Below are 14,875 nucleotides of genomic sequence, written 5' to 3'. Positions count from 1 at the left end.
CGCCACATCGTCGTCGTCGGCAGCACCCGCTACCTGGTCGACCAGGGCCGCCGGCTCGCGGTCGGCGACCTGCTCGGCGAGCGCCGCATCGGGCGCATCGACAGCGATGCGGTGTGGCTGCGCGATGCCCAGGGCTCGCACCGCGTGCCGCTGTACCCCGGCGTGACGCGCCGCGCCCTTTCCGAACCTGCTCATTCCACCCGTCAGACGACAAAGGATGTCCCGCGATGAACCCGATCCAAGCAGTCAGGCGGCCCGGCCGCCCGGGCCTCCGCTGGATGTCCAGCCTGTGCGCCGCGTTGTGGCTGGCCGGTTGCGCCGACCAGCCGCTGCGCACCGCCAGCCCCAACGCCCACTTGCAGGCCGAACTCGCCGCCGCGCTCGCGCAGCGGCCGGCGCCGGTGCCGGTGGCGACGCTCGACACGCCGCCGCCGCCGCCGAAACCTGCCGCGCCGCTGCCGCCGTCCGAATCGCGCTTCGACCTGATCGTCAACGGCGCGCAGGTGCGCGACGTGTTCCTGTCGCTGGTCACCGATTCGCGCTACAGCATGCTGATGCACCCCGACGTGAGCGGCACGATCTCGGTGACGCTGAAGGGCGTGACGATGCGCGAGGCGCTCGAATCGCTGCGCGAGGTCTACGGCTACGACTACAAGATCGACGGCCGCCGCGTCACGGTGTTCCCGCCGACGCTGCAGACGCGCATCTTCATGGTGAACTACCTGCACACGCAGCGCAGCGGGCGCAGCGACATGCGCATCAGCTCGGGCGCGCCGCCGGCCACCAGCGACAGCAACGGCAACAACAACGGCGGCAACAACAACGGCACGTCGAACAGCCCGCGCTCGCGCGCCAGCGACGCCGAAGGCAGCCAGGTGTCGACCAGCTCGAAAAGCGATTTCTGGGCCGAGACCACCGAGGCGCTGCGTTCGATGATCGGCACCGCTGCCGGTCGCAACGTGATCACCAGCCCGCAGTCCGGCACGATCGCGGTGCGCGCGATGCCCGACGAGCTGCGGCAGATCGACGCCTTCCTGCGCTCGACCCGCGTGTCCATCGAACGCCAGGTGATGCTGGAGGCCAAGATCATCGAGGTGGAGCTGCGCGACGGCTTCCAGAACGGCATCGACTGGTCGGTGCTGCGCAGCCGCTTCTCGATCGGCCAGAGCAGCGGCTACACCGGCAATGCGCTGGTCGCCAACGGCAACGGCCTGACGACCTTGCCGAGCGGCACGTCCTCCCCGCTGGCCGACGTGGTGGGCGTGCCGATCTCGGGCACCGGCGCCACCGGCCTGGCGCTCGCCGGGGCGGGCTTCCAGTCGATCCTCGGCTTCCTCGAGACGCATGGCGACGTGCAGATCCTGTCGAGCCCGCGCGTCGCGACGCTGAACAACCAGAAGGCGGTGCTGAAGGTCGGCACCGACGACTACTTCGTCACCAACGTGTCGGGCGGCACCATCACCACCGGCACCAGCACGAACAGCGGCTCGACGACGCTGCCGACGGTGACGCTGACACCGTTCTTCTCGGGCATCGCGCTCGACGTGACGCCGCAGATCGACGAGGCCGGCATGGTCACGCTGCACGTGCACCCGTCGGTGACCTCGGTGACCGAGAAGACCAAGCAGATCGACCYCGGCACCATCGGCACCTACAAGCTGCCGATCGCGTCCAGCAGCGTCAACGAGACCGACACAGTGGTGCGCATCCCCGACGGCGCGATCGTCGCGATCGGCGGGCTGATGCAGATGGAGTCGTCGCGCCAGAGCTCGGGCCTGCCCGGCGCGAGCAGCAACGCGATCACCGGCACGCTGTTCAACAACCGCGTCAACATCGGCCGCAAGCGGGAGCTGGTGGTGCTGATCAAGCCGACCATCATCCGCGGCCCCGAAGACTGGCAGCGCCTGACCGAGCAGAGCCGTGCCGCGCTCGACGACCTGGAAGGCCAGCGGCGCGTGATCACGCTCGATGGTTCGGCGAAGAAGGCGGCGGCGCGTTGAGTTGGTGCATCGCGCGGTTTGCAATGGTTTGCAATCCACGCGAGATCCGCTCGCGAATCTGCATGCTCTCTCCCAAGTCGCTCGTCAACATTCAACGGCCAGCCAAGCGAACCCAGGCAATCGTGCCTGTCCGCAGCGACCGGTCGTTCGAGGTGACTCCACCTGGCGGCGCAGCTGGCAGTAACCGCCTTTCAAAGGAAGTACCCATGAAGAAGCAATCTGGTTTCACCCTCATCGAACTCGTGATGGTCATCGTCATCCTGGGCGTGCTGGCCGCTGTCGCCATGCCCAAGTTCGTTGACTTCAAGAGCGATGCGCAACAGGCTGCCATCGACGGCGTGGCCGGCGCGCTGAGTTCCGCCTCGGCCATCAACTACGCGGCGTTCCAGGCCGGCAAAGGTGTTGCGCTGGCCAACTGCACCGGCGCTGAAGCCGTGCTGCAAGGCGCCAAACTCCCGACCGGCTACAGCATCGCCGCATCGGCTGTCGCTTCCGGCTACACCGAGCCGTCGTGTGCCCTCAGCCACACGAATGGCAAGACGGCCACGTTCGCTGCCACGGGCACCTGAGCGATGCCGGGCCGGCTTGCCGAAGCGGGCTTCACCCTGATCGAACTGATCATGGTGATCGTCCTCACCGGCACGCTGGCCGTGGTCGCCCTCCCCCGCATGGTCGACACCACGATGTGGCGCCTGCGGGCCTACGGCGACCAGCTGCGGAACCAGCTGCAGACGGCCCAGCGCCTGGCGACACGGCAGCGCCGGCCGGTGATCGCGACGATCACCCCCACCGGTGCCAGCTTCGCCTACGTCAGCGGCGGCAGCCTCGCCACGCTGGCCTGCCCGTCGGCCATCCCCAGCTGCATCGCCGAATCCGGCTCCCGCAGCATCACCTTCAACTCGGGGAACACCGGCCAGGCCGTCACCTCCACCGGTGCCGCGCTGACCATCACCGTCAGCAGCGGCAGCTACACGAGCGCCTTCACGGTCGAGAACGACACCGGCGCGGTGCACTGACGCATCGCCAGGCCGGCCGCCGCGGGACAAGCCTTGTCCCGCCCGAGCGGGTTTCACCCGAGTTTTCGCACCCCGGCGAAGTGGCTACATTGCCTTCCCGGTCTCGTCTCGGGACCTGCATGAAGGAGACCCGGCCATGGCGTTCATCCTCACCCGTTCTTTGCAGCTCGCGTTGCTGCTCGGCCTCGGTGCCACCGCATTCGCGGCCCCACCCAAGGTGGTCACCACCGCGAACTCCGACCCGCAGTGCTTCGCCCCGTGGAGCACCACCACCAAGCTGTTCCAGTACCCGGCCAAGAAGGGCCCGTACCGCGTCGCGCTGGCCAACGGCTACATCGCCAACACCTGGCGCATCCAGATGATCAAGACGGCCAAGGCCTATGCCGCGCAGCCCGAGGTGGCCGCGAAGCTGAAGGAGTACAAGGTCGTTTCCACCGGCGAAGACGTTGCCGCGCAGATCGCCGCGATCAACAACTTCATCGACTCCGGTTTCGACGCGATCGTCGTCAACGCGCAAAACCCTGCGGCCTTCAAGCCGGTGATCAAGCGCGCGAACGATGCCGGTGTCGTGCTGGTCGCGTTCGACAACATCCTCGACACCGAGGAGGCGATCAACGTCAACGTCGACCAGAAGGGGCTGGGCACCTACTGGGGCCAGTGGCTGATCAAGAACGCGCCGAACGGCGGCAAGGTGCTGGAGGTGCGCGGCGTGTCGGGCACCTCGGTCGACCGCGACCGGCACGACGGGATCCAGCAGGCGCTGAAGGCCTCCGGCAAGAAGTGGGAGACCATCGAGGTGATCGGCAAGTGGGACGACCCCACCTCGCAGAAGGTCACCGCCGACGCGATCGCGGTGCACAAGAAGTTCGACGCGATCACCGCGCAGGGCGGCGACACCGGCGTCGTGCAGGCGATGCTCGATGCCAAGCACCCAATGGTGCCGTTTGCCGGCGAAACTGAGAACGGCTTCCGCAAGTTCTGCGCGAAGTACGCCGGGCAGGGGCTGAAGTGCGCGTCGGGCGGCACCGGGCCGGCCCAAGTGGCGGTGGCGATCAAGGTGGCGATCGCGGCGCTCGAGGGCAAGGTGCTGCCGCAGTCGATCAAGCTGCCGCTGTCGACGGTGGAAGAGCCGGGCTTCAAGGACGGCGCCAACTTCTACGCGACGCAATCCGACAACTTCTTCGTCGGCAACGCGTTCCCGAGCTGTGGCATCAACTTCACCGCCCAGGAAATCATGGGCCAGTCGGAAGGCAACAAGTAGCGCGCGGCATGCCGCTGCTCGAGATCCAGGCGCTCAGCAAACGCTACGGCGGCGTGCACGCGCTGCAGGCGGCCGACCTGCGCGTCGAGCCGGGCCGCATCCACGCGATCCTCGGCGAGAACGGCGCCGGCAAGTCGACGCTGATCAAGCTGATCGCCGGCGTCGTCGCGCCCGACGAGGGCCGCATGCTGCTCGACGGCCAGCCGGTCGCGTTCGCGTCGCCCGCCGCGGCCAACGCCGCCGGCATCGTCTGCGTGTTCCAGGAGCTGTCGCTGGTCCCCGACCTGTCGGTGGCTGACAACCTGTTCCTCCAGGCACCGCCCCGCCGCTGGGGCCTGATCGACCGCCGCGCGCAGCGCCGGCTGGCCGAAGAGGCGCTCGCGCGCGCCGGGGCCGCCGACATTCACCCGCTCGCGCTGGTGAAGGACCTCTCGCTGTCGCGCCGGCAGATGGTCGAGATCGCGAAGGCGCTGGCGCGCCGGCCGCGGCTGCTGATCCTCGACGAGGCCACGTCGGCGCTGACCGCCGCCGACGTCGAGCAGGTCTATGCCGTGCTGAAGCGGCTGCGTGCCGACGGCCTCGCGCTGCTGTACATCTCGCACCGCATGCACGAGATCGCCGAGCTCGCCGACGAGTGCACGGTTTTCTGCGACGGCCGCAGCGTCGCGCATTTCGCGGCCGGCACGAAGACCGACACCGAGATCGTCGAGCTGATGATCGGCCGCCCCTACAGCGGCGTGTTCCCGGACAAGCCGGCCCGCCCTGCCGCCCCCGGCACGGACGCGCCGCGCCTCGACCTGCGCGGCCTGCATTGGACGCACCGCCTCGCCGACATCTCGCTGCAATTGCACGCCGGTGAGATCGTCGGCCTCGGCGGGCTGGACGGCCAGGGCCAGCGCGAGCTGCTGCTGGCGCTGTTCGGCGTGCTGCGCGGTTGCCGAGGCGAGCTGTTGATCGACGGCCGGCCGACCTCCATCACCGGCCCGCATGCCGCGAAGCAGCCGCGCATCGGCATGGCGCTGATCCCCGAAGACCGCAAGACCGAGGGCCTGATGCTGCCGATGTCGGTGCGCGAGAACCTGTCGTTCGCGGCGCTCGGCGCGCTGTCGCGCGGCGGCGTAATCGACCGCGGCGCAGAACGAACGGCGGTGGAACGGATGATGGCCCTGCTCGCGGTGCGCTGCGACGGCCTCGACGTGACTGCCGGGGCGCTCTCGGGCGGCAACCAGCAGAAGCTCGTGATCGGCAAATGGCTGATGATGGCGCCGCGCATCATCCTGCTGAACGACCCCACGCGCGGCATCGACGTCGGCACCAAGCAGGAGATTTACTTGCTGCTGCGCCGGCTCGCCGACGAGGGCGCGGCCCTCCTCTTCTACTCGACCGACCATGACGAGCTGATCGGCTGCTGCGACCGCGTGCTGGTGATGGTCGAGGGCCGCATCCGCCGTCAACTCGTCGGCGCCCAGATCACCGAGCACGCGCTGGTCGGCGCGGCGCTCGACGTTCCCGCGGCCGCCTGAGCATGACGACCCGAAGCGATTGGCCCCATCGGTTGCGCGAGCACCAAGGCACGCTGCTCGCGTTCACCGGCTTCGTCGTGATGTTCGCGGTGTATGCCGCCAACCACCCGGCCGGCCTGACCGCGAACGTCGCGACCACCGCGGCCAACAAGGGCGTGCTGCTGGCGATCGTCGCGATGGCGCAGACGCTGGTCGTGCTGACCTCGGGCATCGACCTGTCGGTCGGCATGGTGCTGGTGCTGGCCAACTGCCTCGCGTCGCACCTGGTCGTGGGCACGCCGCTGCAGACCGCGCTCGGCGTCGCCGGCGTGCTGCTCACCGGCTGCGCCTGCGGCGCGCTGAACGGGCTGATCGTGATCTACGGGCGGCTGCAGCCGATCGTCACGACGATCGCGACCGGCTCGGCTTTCTTCGGCCTCGCACTCGCGCTGCGCCGCGTGCCGGGCGGCGACGTCAACGGCGACCTGGCCGAGGCGCTGACCGGCCAGCTGCCGGGCGGCATTCCGGCGGCGCTCGCGCTGCTGCTCGCGCTGGTGCTGCTCGTGTGGCTGCCGTACCGCCGCTCGGTGATCGGGCGCGCGGCCGCGGCGGTCGGCTCGTCGGAGCTGGCAGCCTACATGTCGGGTGTGCCGGTGCAACGCGCCAAGTTCGTCGCCTACCTGCTGTCGGGCCTGCTGGCGTCGGTGGCCGGGCTGTTCGTCACCTGCATCACCTGGTCGGGCGAGGCCTCGTCGGCCAACGGCAGCACCTACACGCTGTACTCGATCGCCGCGGTGGTGCTGGGCGGCGTGTCGCTGTTCGGCGGCTCGGGCAGCGCGGTCGGCGCGGTGTTCGGCGCGCTGATGTTCCGCACCATCGGCGACCTGCTGTTCGTGTTCAACCTCGAACCGCTGTGGCAGCCGCTGTTCCAGGGCGTGGTGCTGTTCGCCGCGATCTGCCTGGGTGCATTGCGGCTGTTGAAGCTGCGCAACCGGCTCGATCTGTATGGATAGGCTCCTGGCCCGGCCCTTCCGCGGCCCGATCGCTTCGGCCTTCGGCTGCATCGTCGCGCTGCTGCTGCTCGGCAGCCTCTACAGCAGCAGCTTCCTGTCGCCCGAGTACCTGCTGCAGCAGCTGAAGGTGGCGTCGTTCCTCGGCGTGATCGCGACCGGCGCGATGCTGGTGATCCTGCTCGGGCAGATCGACCTGTCGGTGCCGTGGGTGGTGGCGGTCGGCGGGATGATGGCCACCGCCGCCACCGGCTGGGGGTCGTGGGGCAGCGCATTCGCGATCCCGTTCGGCATCGCCTGCGGTGTCGCGCTCGGGCTGCTGAACGGCTTCGGCGTCGCGTTCCTGCGCATCCCGTCGATGATCGTCACGCTGGCGGTCAACGCCGTCGCGCAGGGGCTGATGGTGGTGCACACCGGCGGCTTCTCGCCGCAGGACGCGTCGTCGCCGGCGATGCGCTTCATCGCGACCGGGCACAGCCTGCTCGGCATTCCGAACGCGCTGCTGGTGTGGGCGGCGGTCGGCGCGGCGGCGGTGTTCACGCTGACGCGCACCACCTTCGGCCGCTGCGTCTACGCGATCGGCAACCGCGAGCGCGCCGCCTACCTGTCGGGCGCGCGCACGCGCGGGGTCGTGATGGCCGCCTTCGCGGTGGCCGGCGGGCTGTCGGCCTTCGGCGGCGTGCTGCTTGCAGGGTATGCAAGCAAGGCGGCGCAGGCGATGGGCGACCCCTACCTGCTGCCGGCCATCGCCGCGGTGGTGCTCGGCGGCACCTCGATCCTCGGCGGGCGCGGCCACTACCTGGGCACGGTTGCCGGCGTCATCCTGATCACGCTGCTGCAGTCGATCCTGTCGGTGATGCAGATCGAGGAATGGGGCCGGCACCTGATCTACGGCGGCGTGATCGTCGCAATGCTGCTGCTGTACGGGCGGGCCGCGCCGGCGCGCTGAGGCGGGCCGCCCGTCACGCGTCTTCGGCGGGCGCGTCGGCAGGTGGGGAGTCCGACAGGCAATGCCGAGCGGTGGCGTTCAGGCACACCAACATGCTGAATACCGCCATCAGCATCGCCACGACGGAACCCGCGATGAGGCGCTCTGCTGCAACAGCTTTCACATCGTCCTGGCGGTCGCCATCCGCGCCAATCATGTCCATCCTGAGCATCAGCGCGGCGGCCAAGGTCGCCATGGCGATCGTCCCCGCGATGCTGGCCTTGATGATCGTCGGGTCCGAGGGAATGTTGAGGTCCAGGCATGCACGTGCATTGTCGAGTTGCCGCCTGATCATCAGCGTGAACGGCGGCGGATTCCGTTCTTCTTCAGCCGGTGCTTGGGTCAGACGGTTGAAGACTGATTCTCGACACGATCGCATGAGCGCTCTCATCCACGGTCTCCTCAGGTGTTGCTGATGCCGACTGAGTCACCGCACCGCCGATTCGGTTCCACGAAAGCTCAGAGCCTGGCGGTGAGGTAGGCCAGCGCCATGCGCACCGTCTCGCGCGTGGCGGCCTTCACCGACACGCCATTCGGCCGATCGAGCACCACCGCGTGGATCAGTGCATGCACCGCGTGCATCAGCATCCAGGTCGCCAGCCGCAGGTCCTCGACGACGATCTCGGCGCGGTACGCTTCCAGCAGCTCGCGCAGGCGGCGCTCGATCTCGTCGACCGATTCGTCATCGCCGGGGAACTGGTCGAGGCCCAGCACCTGCTTCTCGAGCACGCGGTGCAGGTCGGCATCGAGCTGGTGCGCCTTGACGGCCGATTCGATCACGCCGGCCAGCGCCTCGGGCAGCGACGCGCCGCGGTGCCGCAGCAGCGCGGCATCGAGCAGCGCGCTCATCTGCCGGCCGTGCCGGTCATGCAGCGCGGCGATCAGCGAATCCTTGTTCGGGAAGTACTGATACAGCGAGCCGACGCTGACGCCGGCCACCTCGGCCACCGCATTCGTCGTGGTCGCGGCATAGCCGCGCTCCACCAGAACGCGAGCTGCGGCGTCGAGGATCGCGTCGACGGTGGCCCGCGAGCGCGCCTGGCGCGGCGCCTTGCGAGGGATCAGGGTGGTGTTCTGCGGGCTGGACATCGGTGGCTGAAATGCGAGTTTCAAATACGAATAAAAACTCGCATAGTGTCGACAAGGCGCTTCGTTGCGTCAACTCCACCCACACCCTCACCATGTCAAGAGTCCACACTTTCTTCATGCTGTTGCAGGCCACCTCCCACTGGCGCTCGCTCGATGCCGAGCAGCGCGCCGCGTTCCGCGAACGCGTGCTGGTGCTGGTGTTCCAGAACTTCCCGTCGCTGCGGCTGCGGCAGTTCGAGACCTGCGCATCGCGCTGGGACACCCAGTGCGCCGAGGTCGCGGTCTGGGAGACCCCCGACCTCGACGAGTACCACGCCGCGGTCGAAGCGCTGCACCGGTGCGAGTATTTCGGCCGGCCGTATTTCGAGGTCATCAACGTGATCCCGACACACGGCGAATGCTGGCGGGAGGACGATTTCGCGGTGTCGCAATCGTGCGCACTGTGAGCGCCGACCGCAGCGCCAGGTGATCGTGCGCGCGCCGCACCGCGTCGAGCGGGCTCGCCGCCGCCAGCCCGAGCGGTGCGGCCAGGTCCTGGTGCACGATCTTCAGCCACATCGCCGCCCGCAGTGATTCGCCGGTGGCGAACCAGGCTTCGTCCAGGCAGCCGCCGAGCATGCGCTTGCCGGCTTCGAACAGCTCGGCCGGCTCGAAGCGGCCGCGCACGTGGTGCAGGCAGATCGCGTAGGCGAGTTCGCGCGGCCGCGGCAGCCGCGTCAGCACCGCATGCGCCGGCGCCGACGCGCGCAGCGCCAGCTGGCTCTCGATCAGCGCGATGCCCGTCGCGTGGTCGCCGGCCTGCACGCACCAGGCGAGGTAGTCGTCGAGCACGACCTGGCCGGGCGTCGTGCGGCGTTCGCCGCGCGCGAGGCTCGCGTGCCAGCCGGCCTGCGAACACCGCGCGCCACGCCAGTCGTCGCAGGCGGCGTCGCCGCGGTACAGCCAGCGTGCGATCGCCCGCGTCGCGTGCAGGTTGATCTGCAGCCCGCGCGGGCCGTCGTCCGCCAACTCGGGAGGCGCCTCGCTGCCGGCCTCCCGGGTCGCATCTCTGTTGCCGTCTCTGGCAGCGATCGCATGGTCGAGCCACCCGATCACGCGCGGCAGCACCGGGGCGATCTCGTCGTGCAGGCCGACCAGCCAGCAGTACACCAGCTTGTGCAACACCGTCGAGGCGAGGTAGCCCATCGGGCGCCAGGTCTTGAACTCGATGTCGAGCAGCTGCCGCAGCAGCGCCCGGTCGGCGTGCAGGAAGGCTTCTTTCTCGATACGGGGGTCGAATGGCATGGCATCTCCTCGGCATCCGCCCACGCGGTGGGGCCGTCGCCAAGGATGGGCATCAACTGCGAAGAGAAGTTGCAGATGCCCCTCGGCCGAGCGCCTCTTTTGCCCGGTAGAAACCCTGCCCGGCTCTAGAATCGGCGTCCTCTTCCCCGCTGGCCTCCCGACCCGGGAGGCGTGCGGGTTGCGACCCGGAGCCGAACCCATGGACACCCGCACCTCCCCGATCCGCCTGCGCCTGGAGCGCGTGCGCGACGCGCTGAAGCAGCACCAGATGGCCGCGCTGCTGGTGCCGTCGAGCGATCCGCACCTGTCCGAGTACCTGCCGGTGCGCTGGCAGGGCCGCGAATGGCTGTCGGGCTTCACCGGGTCGATGGCCACGCTGGTCGTCACCACCGAGCGCGCCGCGCTGTTCGCCGACAGCCGCTACTGGGTGCAGGCCGAGGCCGAGCTGGCCGGCACCGGCATCGAGCTGGTGAAGATCCCGACCGGCGCCGCCACCCACCACGTCGAATGGCTGGCCAGCCAGGTGCCGGCCGGGCAGGTGGTGGCGGTCGACGGCGCGGTGCTGGGCCTGGCCGCCGCGCAGCAGCTGCGCACCGCCCTCACGCGCGCCGGCGTGCCGCTGCGCACCGACCTCGACCTGCTGAACGACGTGTGGCCTGAGCGCCCCGGCCTGCCCGACGCGCCAATCTACGAACATGCCGCGCCCCACGCGCCGCTGGCCCGCAGCGCCAAGCTGGCCGAGGTGCGCCGCGGGATGGCGATGCAGGGCGCGACGCAGCACTTCGTCTCCACCGTCGACGACATCGCGTGGATCTTCAACCTGCGCGGCGCCGACGTCAGCTACAACCCGGTGTTCCTGGCGCATGCGCTGATCGGCCTGCACGGCGCGACGCTGTTCGTCGGCGTCGGCAAGGTGCCCGCCGACCTGCAGGCCGCGCTGGCCGCCGACGGCGTGCAGCTCGCCCCCTACGCCGAAGCGGCCGCCGCGCTGGCCGGCCTGGGCGCCGACGCCACGCTGCTGGTCGACCCGCGYCGCATCACGCTGGGCCTGCGCGAGAACGTGCCGGCCGCGGTGAAGGTGGTCGAGGCGATCAACCCGAGCACCTTGCTGAAGAGCCGCAAGAGCGCCGCCGAGGCCGCCTTCGTGCGCGACGCGATGGCCCAGGACGGCGCCGCGATGTGCGAGTTCTACGCCTGGTTCGAGCAGGCGCTGGGCAAGGAGCGCATCACCGAGCTGACGATCGACGAGCAGCTGAGCGCCGCCCGTGCGCGCCGCCCCGGCTTCGTCGGCCTGAGCTTCAACACCATCGCCGGCTTCAACGCCAACGGCGCGATGCCGCACTACCGCGCCACGCCCGAATCGCACGCGGTGATCGAGGGCGACGGCCTGCTGCTGATCGATTCCGGCGGCCAGTACCTGGGCGGCACGACCGACATCACGCGCGTCTGGCCGATCGGCACCGTCTCGGCCGCGCAGCGCCGCGACTACACGCTGGTGCTGAAGGGCACGCTGGCGCTCAGCCGCACCCGCTTCCCGCGCGGCACGCTGTCGCCGATGCTCGACGCGATCGCCCGCGCGCCGCTGTGGGAGCACGGCCTCGACTACGGCCACGGCACCGGCCATGGCGTCGGCTACTTCCTGAACGTGCACGAAGGCCCGCAGAGCATCAGCAAGGCCATCCCCGAGCCGCACATGGCGATGGAGCCCGGCATGATCACCAGCATCGAGCCGGGGCTGTACCGCGGCGGCCAATGGGGTGTTCGCATCGAGAACCTGGTGCTGAACGTCGCGGTGGACACGCCCGAGGCGGGGGCGTTCGGCGAGTTCCTCGGCTTCGAGACGCTGACGCTGTGCCCGATCGACACCCGCTGCATCGACGCGAGCCTGCTGCGCGCCGACGAGGCGGCCTGGCTGAACGGCTACCACCGCGTGGTGCGCGAGCGGCTGTCGCCGCTGGTGAGCGGCGCGGCGCTGGCCTGGCTGGTCGAGCGCACCGAGCCGATCTGAGCTCGGGGCAGGTGTCGGCGGGGGCGCCCCGTCCTGCCGACCTGCAGCCTGTCCCCCTGTTTCGACGCTTCGTCTCAGCGCGCTGTCGCCGGCGCGGGCCGGTGCCTACAGTTCACTCCAACGCAACAGACCTACCGCTGGAGACTGACATGTTCGACCGCCTCTTCGCCCCGCTGCTGACCTTCTCCGTGCTGATCGCCGCCACGCTGTCCATCGCGATCGCGATGGTCGAGGAAGGCCGCGGCAGCACGACGCAGCAAGCCAGCGCCGACGTCATCACGATGCCGGCCGTCACGATCACCGGCAAGCGCGTGCAGAGCGTGGCCGAGGCCACGCAGGTCCTGCGCACGACGATGGAGTGAGTGGCCTCGGGTGCGTGACCGGCCTCACGACCGGCCTTCACATGTGCCGGAACACGTGCACGAAGCTGCGGCTCACCGGCAGCAGCTCGCTGCGGCCCTTGATGTGCACGTCGGCCGTCTCGTTCGGCCCACGCACCACCTGCGCCACCTGGCGCAGGTTCACGATCACCGAGCGGTGCACCTGCACAAAGCATTCCGGGTCGAGTTCATCGGCCAGTTCGCGGATGGTGCGCCGGATCAGCGCCTCGCCGCCCTCCCACACCACCAGCGTGTATTTCTCGTCCGAGCGCAGGTAGGCCACCTGCTCGACCGGGATCAGGCGCACGCTGTTGCCGACCGACGCCTTGATCCACTGCAGCCAGCCTGATTGCCGCTGCGCCGGCGCCTGGCGGCGCAGCTCGGTCGACATCTTCTCGATCGCCGCCTGCAGCCGGTCGTCCTCGGGGGCCGCCGGCGGGCCGGCCAGCCGCGCCCGCAGCCGCTGCACCGTGTCGGCCAGGCGCTCCTCGTCGAACGGCTTCACGACATAGTCGAGCGCGCCCTGCTCGAAGGCCGTCACCGCGTACTGCTCGTAGGCGGTGACGAACACCACCAGCGCCCGCCGCGCGATCGAACGCGCCGCCTCGACGCCGTTCAGCCCCGGCATGTGCACGTCGAGGAACACCACCTGCGGCGAATGCTGGTCGAACAGCTCGACCGCCTCGCGGCCGTTGCGCGCCTCGGCGACGATCTCGAGTTCCGGCCACAGCCGCTGCAGCAGCCCGCGCAGCCGCTCGCGCAGCAGCGGTTCGTCGTCGGCAATCAGCGCGGTGGTGGTGGTCATCGGGCGGCTCCTGCATCGGCGGCGTTGACGGCGGTGCCGGCGTTGAATTGCGGGCTCGGATCGGGCAGCAGCAGCGTCGCGCGCAGGCCGTGCGGGGACTCATCGGTCAGCTGCAACTGGGCCGCATCGCCATAGGTGGCCTTCAGCCGCTCGCGCAGGTTGGTCAGCCCGGTGCCGGGCGCGGCCTTGTCGTCCAGGCCGACGCCGGTGTCGCGCACCCAGATCTCGACGCTGGCCTGGCGCGCATCGGCGCGCGCGCCGACCTCGATGCGGCCGCCCGTCTCGCTCGGGTCGATGCCGTGGCGCACCGCGTTCTCCACCAGCGTCAGCAAGGCCATCGGCGGGAACGGCAGCCCGGCCAGGGCCGGCGGCATCGACACCTCGAAGGCCAGCCGGTCGGGCATGCGCATGCGCATCAGGTCGAGGTAGGCGCGCACCAGGCCGATCTCGTGGCCGAGCGTGCTGCCGGACTGCGCGAGGCTGGGCACCGCGGCGCGCAGGTAGGCGATCAGGCTCTTGAGCACCGGGCCGGCCCGTTCGGAGCCCGACTCGACCAGTTGTTGCACATTGGCCAGCGTGTTGAACAGGAAGTGCGGTTCGACCTGCGCATGCAGCAGGCGCAGCCGCGCGTCGAGCGCCTGTTTCTCGAGCGTGCTGCGCTCCAGCGCGAAGGCGAGGGCCTGCGAGCGGGCCTGGGCATCGCGCTCGCGGTAGAGCGCGCCGAGCGCGAGCGTCAGGCCGACTGCCACGCCGGTCGCGGCGATCGACAGGAAGCCCCACAGCAGGCCCTCGTTGCGCTGGAAACTGGTGAGGTCGCCCTGCACCATCACCAGGTAGGCGATGCCGGTGGCCACCGGCGCCGCGATCACCACGGCGGCCACCTGCACCACCCAGCGCGGCAGCCAGCGTGACGGCCAGTGCCCGGCGATGTCGAAGGCCACCAGCAGCATCAGGCCGACGAAGATGCTGCGGCCCCACACGCTGAGGAAGGGCGTGTCGAAGATCGGGTTCAGCGCGATCGCGGCGATGGTCGCCACCACCAGGTTGATGGCGATGCGGCGGGGCGTGAGGGAGGCCCAGAGGCGGGCCAGGACCCGCAGGGGCGTGAACGAAGTGGCATGCATGGGGGAGACGATACGGCGGGAATCGACCCGCCGGGGCGCTGGTGCGACGGATGACCGATCTTCGGGTGCGACTGGCGCTGCGCTGGGCTGGCGCTGTGCTGCGCCGGCAGGTTTCGCCCCCTGGGCGAGTCACTTTCATTTGAGCGCAAATGAAAGTAACCAAAGCAAAGCGCTTTTAACCCGAACACCATACGGTTCGTTCTGTCCCGCTACGGACAACACGGCCACGCCGCTTGAACTCCAACCTTGATTGGGATTGTTGAACCGTAGCCCGGGTGCCGATGCGAAGCGAGGCGCGTGGGGTCGGGAGGGCAACAATCCCAATCGAGGGACGATGTGCAGCGGCGTGGCAGTGTTGTCCGCAGCGGGCTGAACGAACCGCATGGTGTTGCATTCAGGCTCTTTGCT

Annotated in this window: 16 protein-coding genes; 11 read left to right on the top strand and 5 right to left on the bottom strand. The window is 69.6% G+C overall.

Features of this window, described 5'->3' with window-relative positions:
* The 8 genes from ACXJLU_RS25345 to ACXJLU_RS25310 form a co-directional block, all read left to right on the top strand.
* Positions 1-231: hypothetical protein (locus ACXJLU_RS25345; protein WP_457335764.1), on the top strand; the 231-nt coding region annotated here is incomplete at its 5' end.
* Positions 228-2,000 (top strand): secretin N-terminal domain-containing protein, encoded by a 1,773-nt coding sequence (locus tag ACXJLU_RS25340; protein WP_457335762.1) that lies wholly within the window; start codon positions 228-230, stop codon positions 1,998-2,000. The genes ACXJLU_RS25345 and ACXJLU_RS25340, both read left to right, overlap by 4 nt.
* A 206-nt stretch (positions 2,001-2,206) precedes the next feature.
* Positions 2,207-2,569, top strand: coding sequence for a type II secretion system protein (locus ACXJLU_RS25335; protein WP_457335760.1), 363 nt, complete (start codon positions 2,207-2,209; stop codon positions 2,567-2,569).
* A 3-nt stretch (positions 2,570-2,572) separates the two neighbouring features.
* Positions 2,573-3,016, top strand: coding sequence for a pilus assembly FimT family protein (locus tag ACXJLU_RS25330; protein WP_457335758.1), 444 nt, complete (start codon positions 2,573-2,575; stop codon positions 3,014-3,016).
* Positions 3,017-3,152: 136 nt separating this feature from the next.
* Positions 3,153-4,277 carry a sugar ABC transporter substrate-binding protein gene (locus ACXJLU_RS25325; protein WP_457335756.1) on the top strand — a complete coding sequence of 375 codons (1,125 nt, stop codon included), beginning with the start codon at positions 3,153-3,155 and terminating at the stop codon, positions 4,275-4,277.
* 8 nt (positions 4,278-4,285) lie between these two features.
* A complete protein-coding gene (locus ACXJLU_RS25320; protein WP_457335754.1) occupies positions 4,286-5,800 on the top strand; it encodes a sugar ABC transporter ATP-binding protein in 1,515 nt (504 codons plus the stop codon).
* A gap of 2 nt (positions 5,801-5,802) precedes the next feature.
* Entirely contained in the window at positions 5,803-6,792 is a 990-nt protein-coding gene (locus ACXJLU_RS25315; protein ID WP_457335752.1) for an ABC transporter permease, read from the top strand.
* Positions 6,785-7,738, top strand: a complete 954-nt coding sequence (locus ACXJLU_RS25310; RefSeq protein WP_457335750.1) for an ABC transporter permease — start codon at positions 6,785-6,787, stop codon at positions 7,736-7,738. Before ACXJLU_RS25315 ends, ACXJLU_RS25310 begins: the two co-directional genes overlap by 8 nt.
* Before the next feature lie 13 nt (positions 7,739-7,751).
* Here the strand turns inward: ACXJLU_RS25310 and ACXJLU_RS25305 are convergent, their stop codons facing one another.
* A complete protein-coding gene (locus ACXJLU_RS25305) occupies positions 7,752-8,168 on the bottom strand; it encodes a hypothetical protein (RefSeq protein WP_457335748.1) in 417 nt (138 codons plus the stop codon).
* 68 nt (positions 8,169-8,236) lie between these two features.
* Entirely contained in the window at positions 8,237-8,866 is a 630-nt protein-coding gene (locus tag ACXJLU_RS25300; RefSeq protein ID WP_457335746.1) for a TetR/AcrR family transcriptional regulator, read from the bottom strand.
* Positions 8,867-8,958: 92 nt separating this feature from the next.
* Between ACXJLU_RS25300 and ACXJLU_RS25295 the strand changes: the two genes are divergently transcribed.
* Positions 8,959-9,312 carry a darcynin family protein gene (locus tag ACXJLU_RS25295; protein ID WP_457335744.1) on the top strand — a complete coding sequence of 118 codons (354 nt, stop codon included), beginning with the start codon at positions 8,959-8,961 and terminating at the stop codon, positions 9,310-9,312.
* On the opposite strand, the gene ACXJLU_RS25290 is transcribed toward ACXJLU_RS25295, so the two are convergent.
* The gene (locus ACXJLU_RS25290; RefSeq protein ID WP_457335742.1) at positions 9,239-10,150 is read right to left on the bottom strand and encodes a hypothetical protein; all 912 of its coding nucleotides are present in this window, start codon (positions 10,148-10,150) and stop codon (positions 9,239-9,241) included. The two genes, ACXJLU_RS25295 and ACXJLU_RS25290, sit on opposite strands and share 74 nt — an antisense overlap.
* A gap of 199 nt (positions 10,151-10,349) precedes the next feature.
* On the opposite strand from ACXJLU_RS25290, the gene ACXJLU_RS25285 reads away from it, so the two are divergent.
* On the top strand, positions 10,350-12,158 hold the full coding sequence (locus ACXJLU_RS25285; protein WP_457335740.1) for an aminopeptidase P family protein: 1,809 nt from the start codon (positions 10,350-10,352) through the stop codon (positions 12,156-12,158).
* Between the two features lie 149 nt (positions 12,159-12,307).
* Positions 12,308-12,520, top strand: coding sequence for a hypothetical protein (locus ACXJLU_RS25280; RefSeq protein WP_073466412.1), 213 nt, complete (start codon positions 12,308-12,310; stop codon positions 12,518-12,520).
* A gap of 37 nt (positions 12,521-12,557) precedes the next feature.
* On the opposite strand, the gene ACXJLU_RS25275 is transcribed toward ACXJLU_RS25280, so the two are convergent.
* Both ACXJLU_RS25275 and ACXJLU_RS25270 read right to left on the bottom strand, forming a co-directional pair.
* Positions 12,558-13,343, bottom strand: coding sequence for a LytR/AlgR family response regulator transcription factor (locus ACXJLU_RS25275; protein ID WP_457335738.1), 786 nt, complete (start codon positions 13,341-13,343; stop codon positions 12,558-12,560).
* Positions 13,340-14,467: a sensor histidine kinase gene (locus ACXJLU_RS25270; protein WP_457335736.1), complete on the bottom strand. Its 1,128-nt coding sequence runs from the start codon at positions 14,465-14,467 to the stop codon at positions 13,340-13,342. Before ACXJLU_RS25270 ends, ACXJLU_RS25275 begins: the two co-directional genes overlap by 4 nt.
* Positions 14,468-14,875 lie beyond the last annotated feature (408 nt).

It is taken from the genome of Rhizobacter sp. P5_C2, assembly GCF_054049715.1.
The sequence above is the reverse complement of the archived record's forward strand: the minus strand, read 5'-3'. Positions and strand labels throughout refer to the sequence as shown.

Excerpts from the sequence above, each read along its gene's own strand:
- ACXJLU_RS25275 (WP_457335738.1), bottom strand. The coding sequence starts at position 13,343 with ATGACCACCACCACCGCGCTGATTGCCGACGACGAACCGCTGCTGCGC.
- ACXJLU_RS25325 (WP_457335756.1), top strand. The coding sequence starts at position 3,153 with ATGGCGTTCATCCTCACCCGTTCTTTGCAGCTCGCGTTGCTGCTCGGC.
- ACXJLU_RS25290 (WP_457335742.1), bottom strand. The coding sequence starts at position 10,150 with ATGCCATTCGACCCCCGTATCGAGAAAGAAGCCTTCCTGCACGCCGAC.
- ACXJLU_RS25300 (WP_457335746.1), bottom strand. The coding sequence starts at position 8,866 with ATGTCCAGCCCGCAGAACACCACCCTGATCCCTCGCAAGGCGCCGCGC.
- ACXJLU_RS25305 (WP_457335748.1), bottom strand. The coding sequence starts at position 8,168 with ATGAGAGCGCTCATGCGATCGTGTCGAGAATCAGTCTTCAACCGTCTG.
- ACXJLU_RS25330 (WP_457335758.1), top strand. The coding sequence starts at position 2,573 with ATGCCGGGCCGGCTTGCCGAAGCGGGCTTCACCCTGATCGAACTGATC.
- ACXJLU_RS25320 (WP_457335754.1), top strand. The coding sequence starts at position 4,286 with ATGCCGCTGCTCGAGATCCAGGCGCTCAGCAAACGCTACGGCGGCGTG.
- ACXJLU_RS25280 (WP_073466412.1), top strand. The coding sequence starts at position 12,308 with ATGTTCGACCGCCTCTTCGCCCCGCTGCTGACCTTCTCCGTGCTGATC.
- ACXJLU_RS25315 (WP_457335752.1), top strand. The coding sequence starts at position 5,803 with ATGACGACCCGAAGCGATTGGCCCCATCGGTTGCGCGAGCACCAAGGC.
- ACXJLU_RS25295 (WP_457335744.1), top strand. The coding sequence starts at position 8,959 with ATGTCAAGAGTCCACACTTTCTTCATGCTGTTGCAGGCCACCTCCCAC.
- ACXJLU_RS25335 (WP_457335760.1), top strand. The coding sequence starts at position 2,207 with ATGAAGAAGCAATCTGGTTTCACCCTCATCGAACTCGTGATGGTCATC.
- ACXJLU_RS25270 (WP_457335736.1), bottom strand. The coding sequence starts at position 14,467 with ATGCATGCCACTTCGTTCACGCCCCTGCGGGTCCTGGCCCGCCTCTGG.
- ACXJLU_RS25310 (WP_457335750.1), top strand. The coding sequence starts at position 6,785 with ATGGATAGGCTCCTGGCCCGGCCCTTCCGCGGCCCGATCGCTTCGGCC.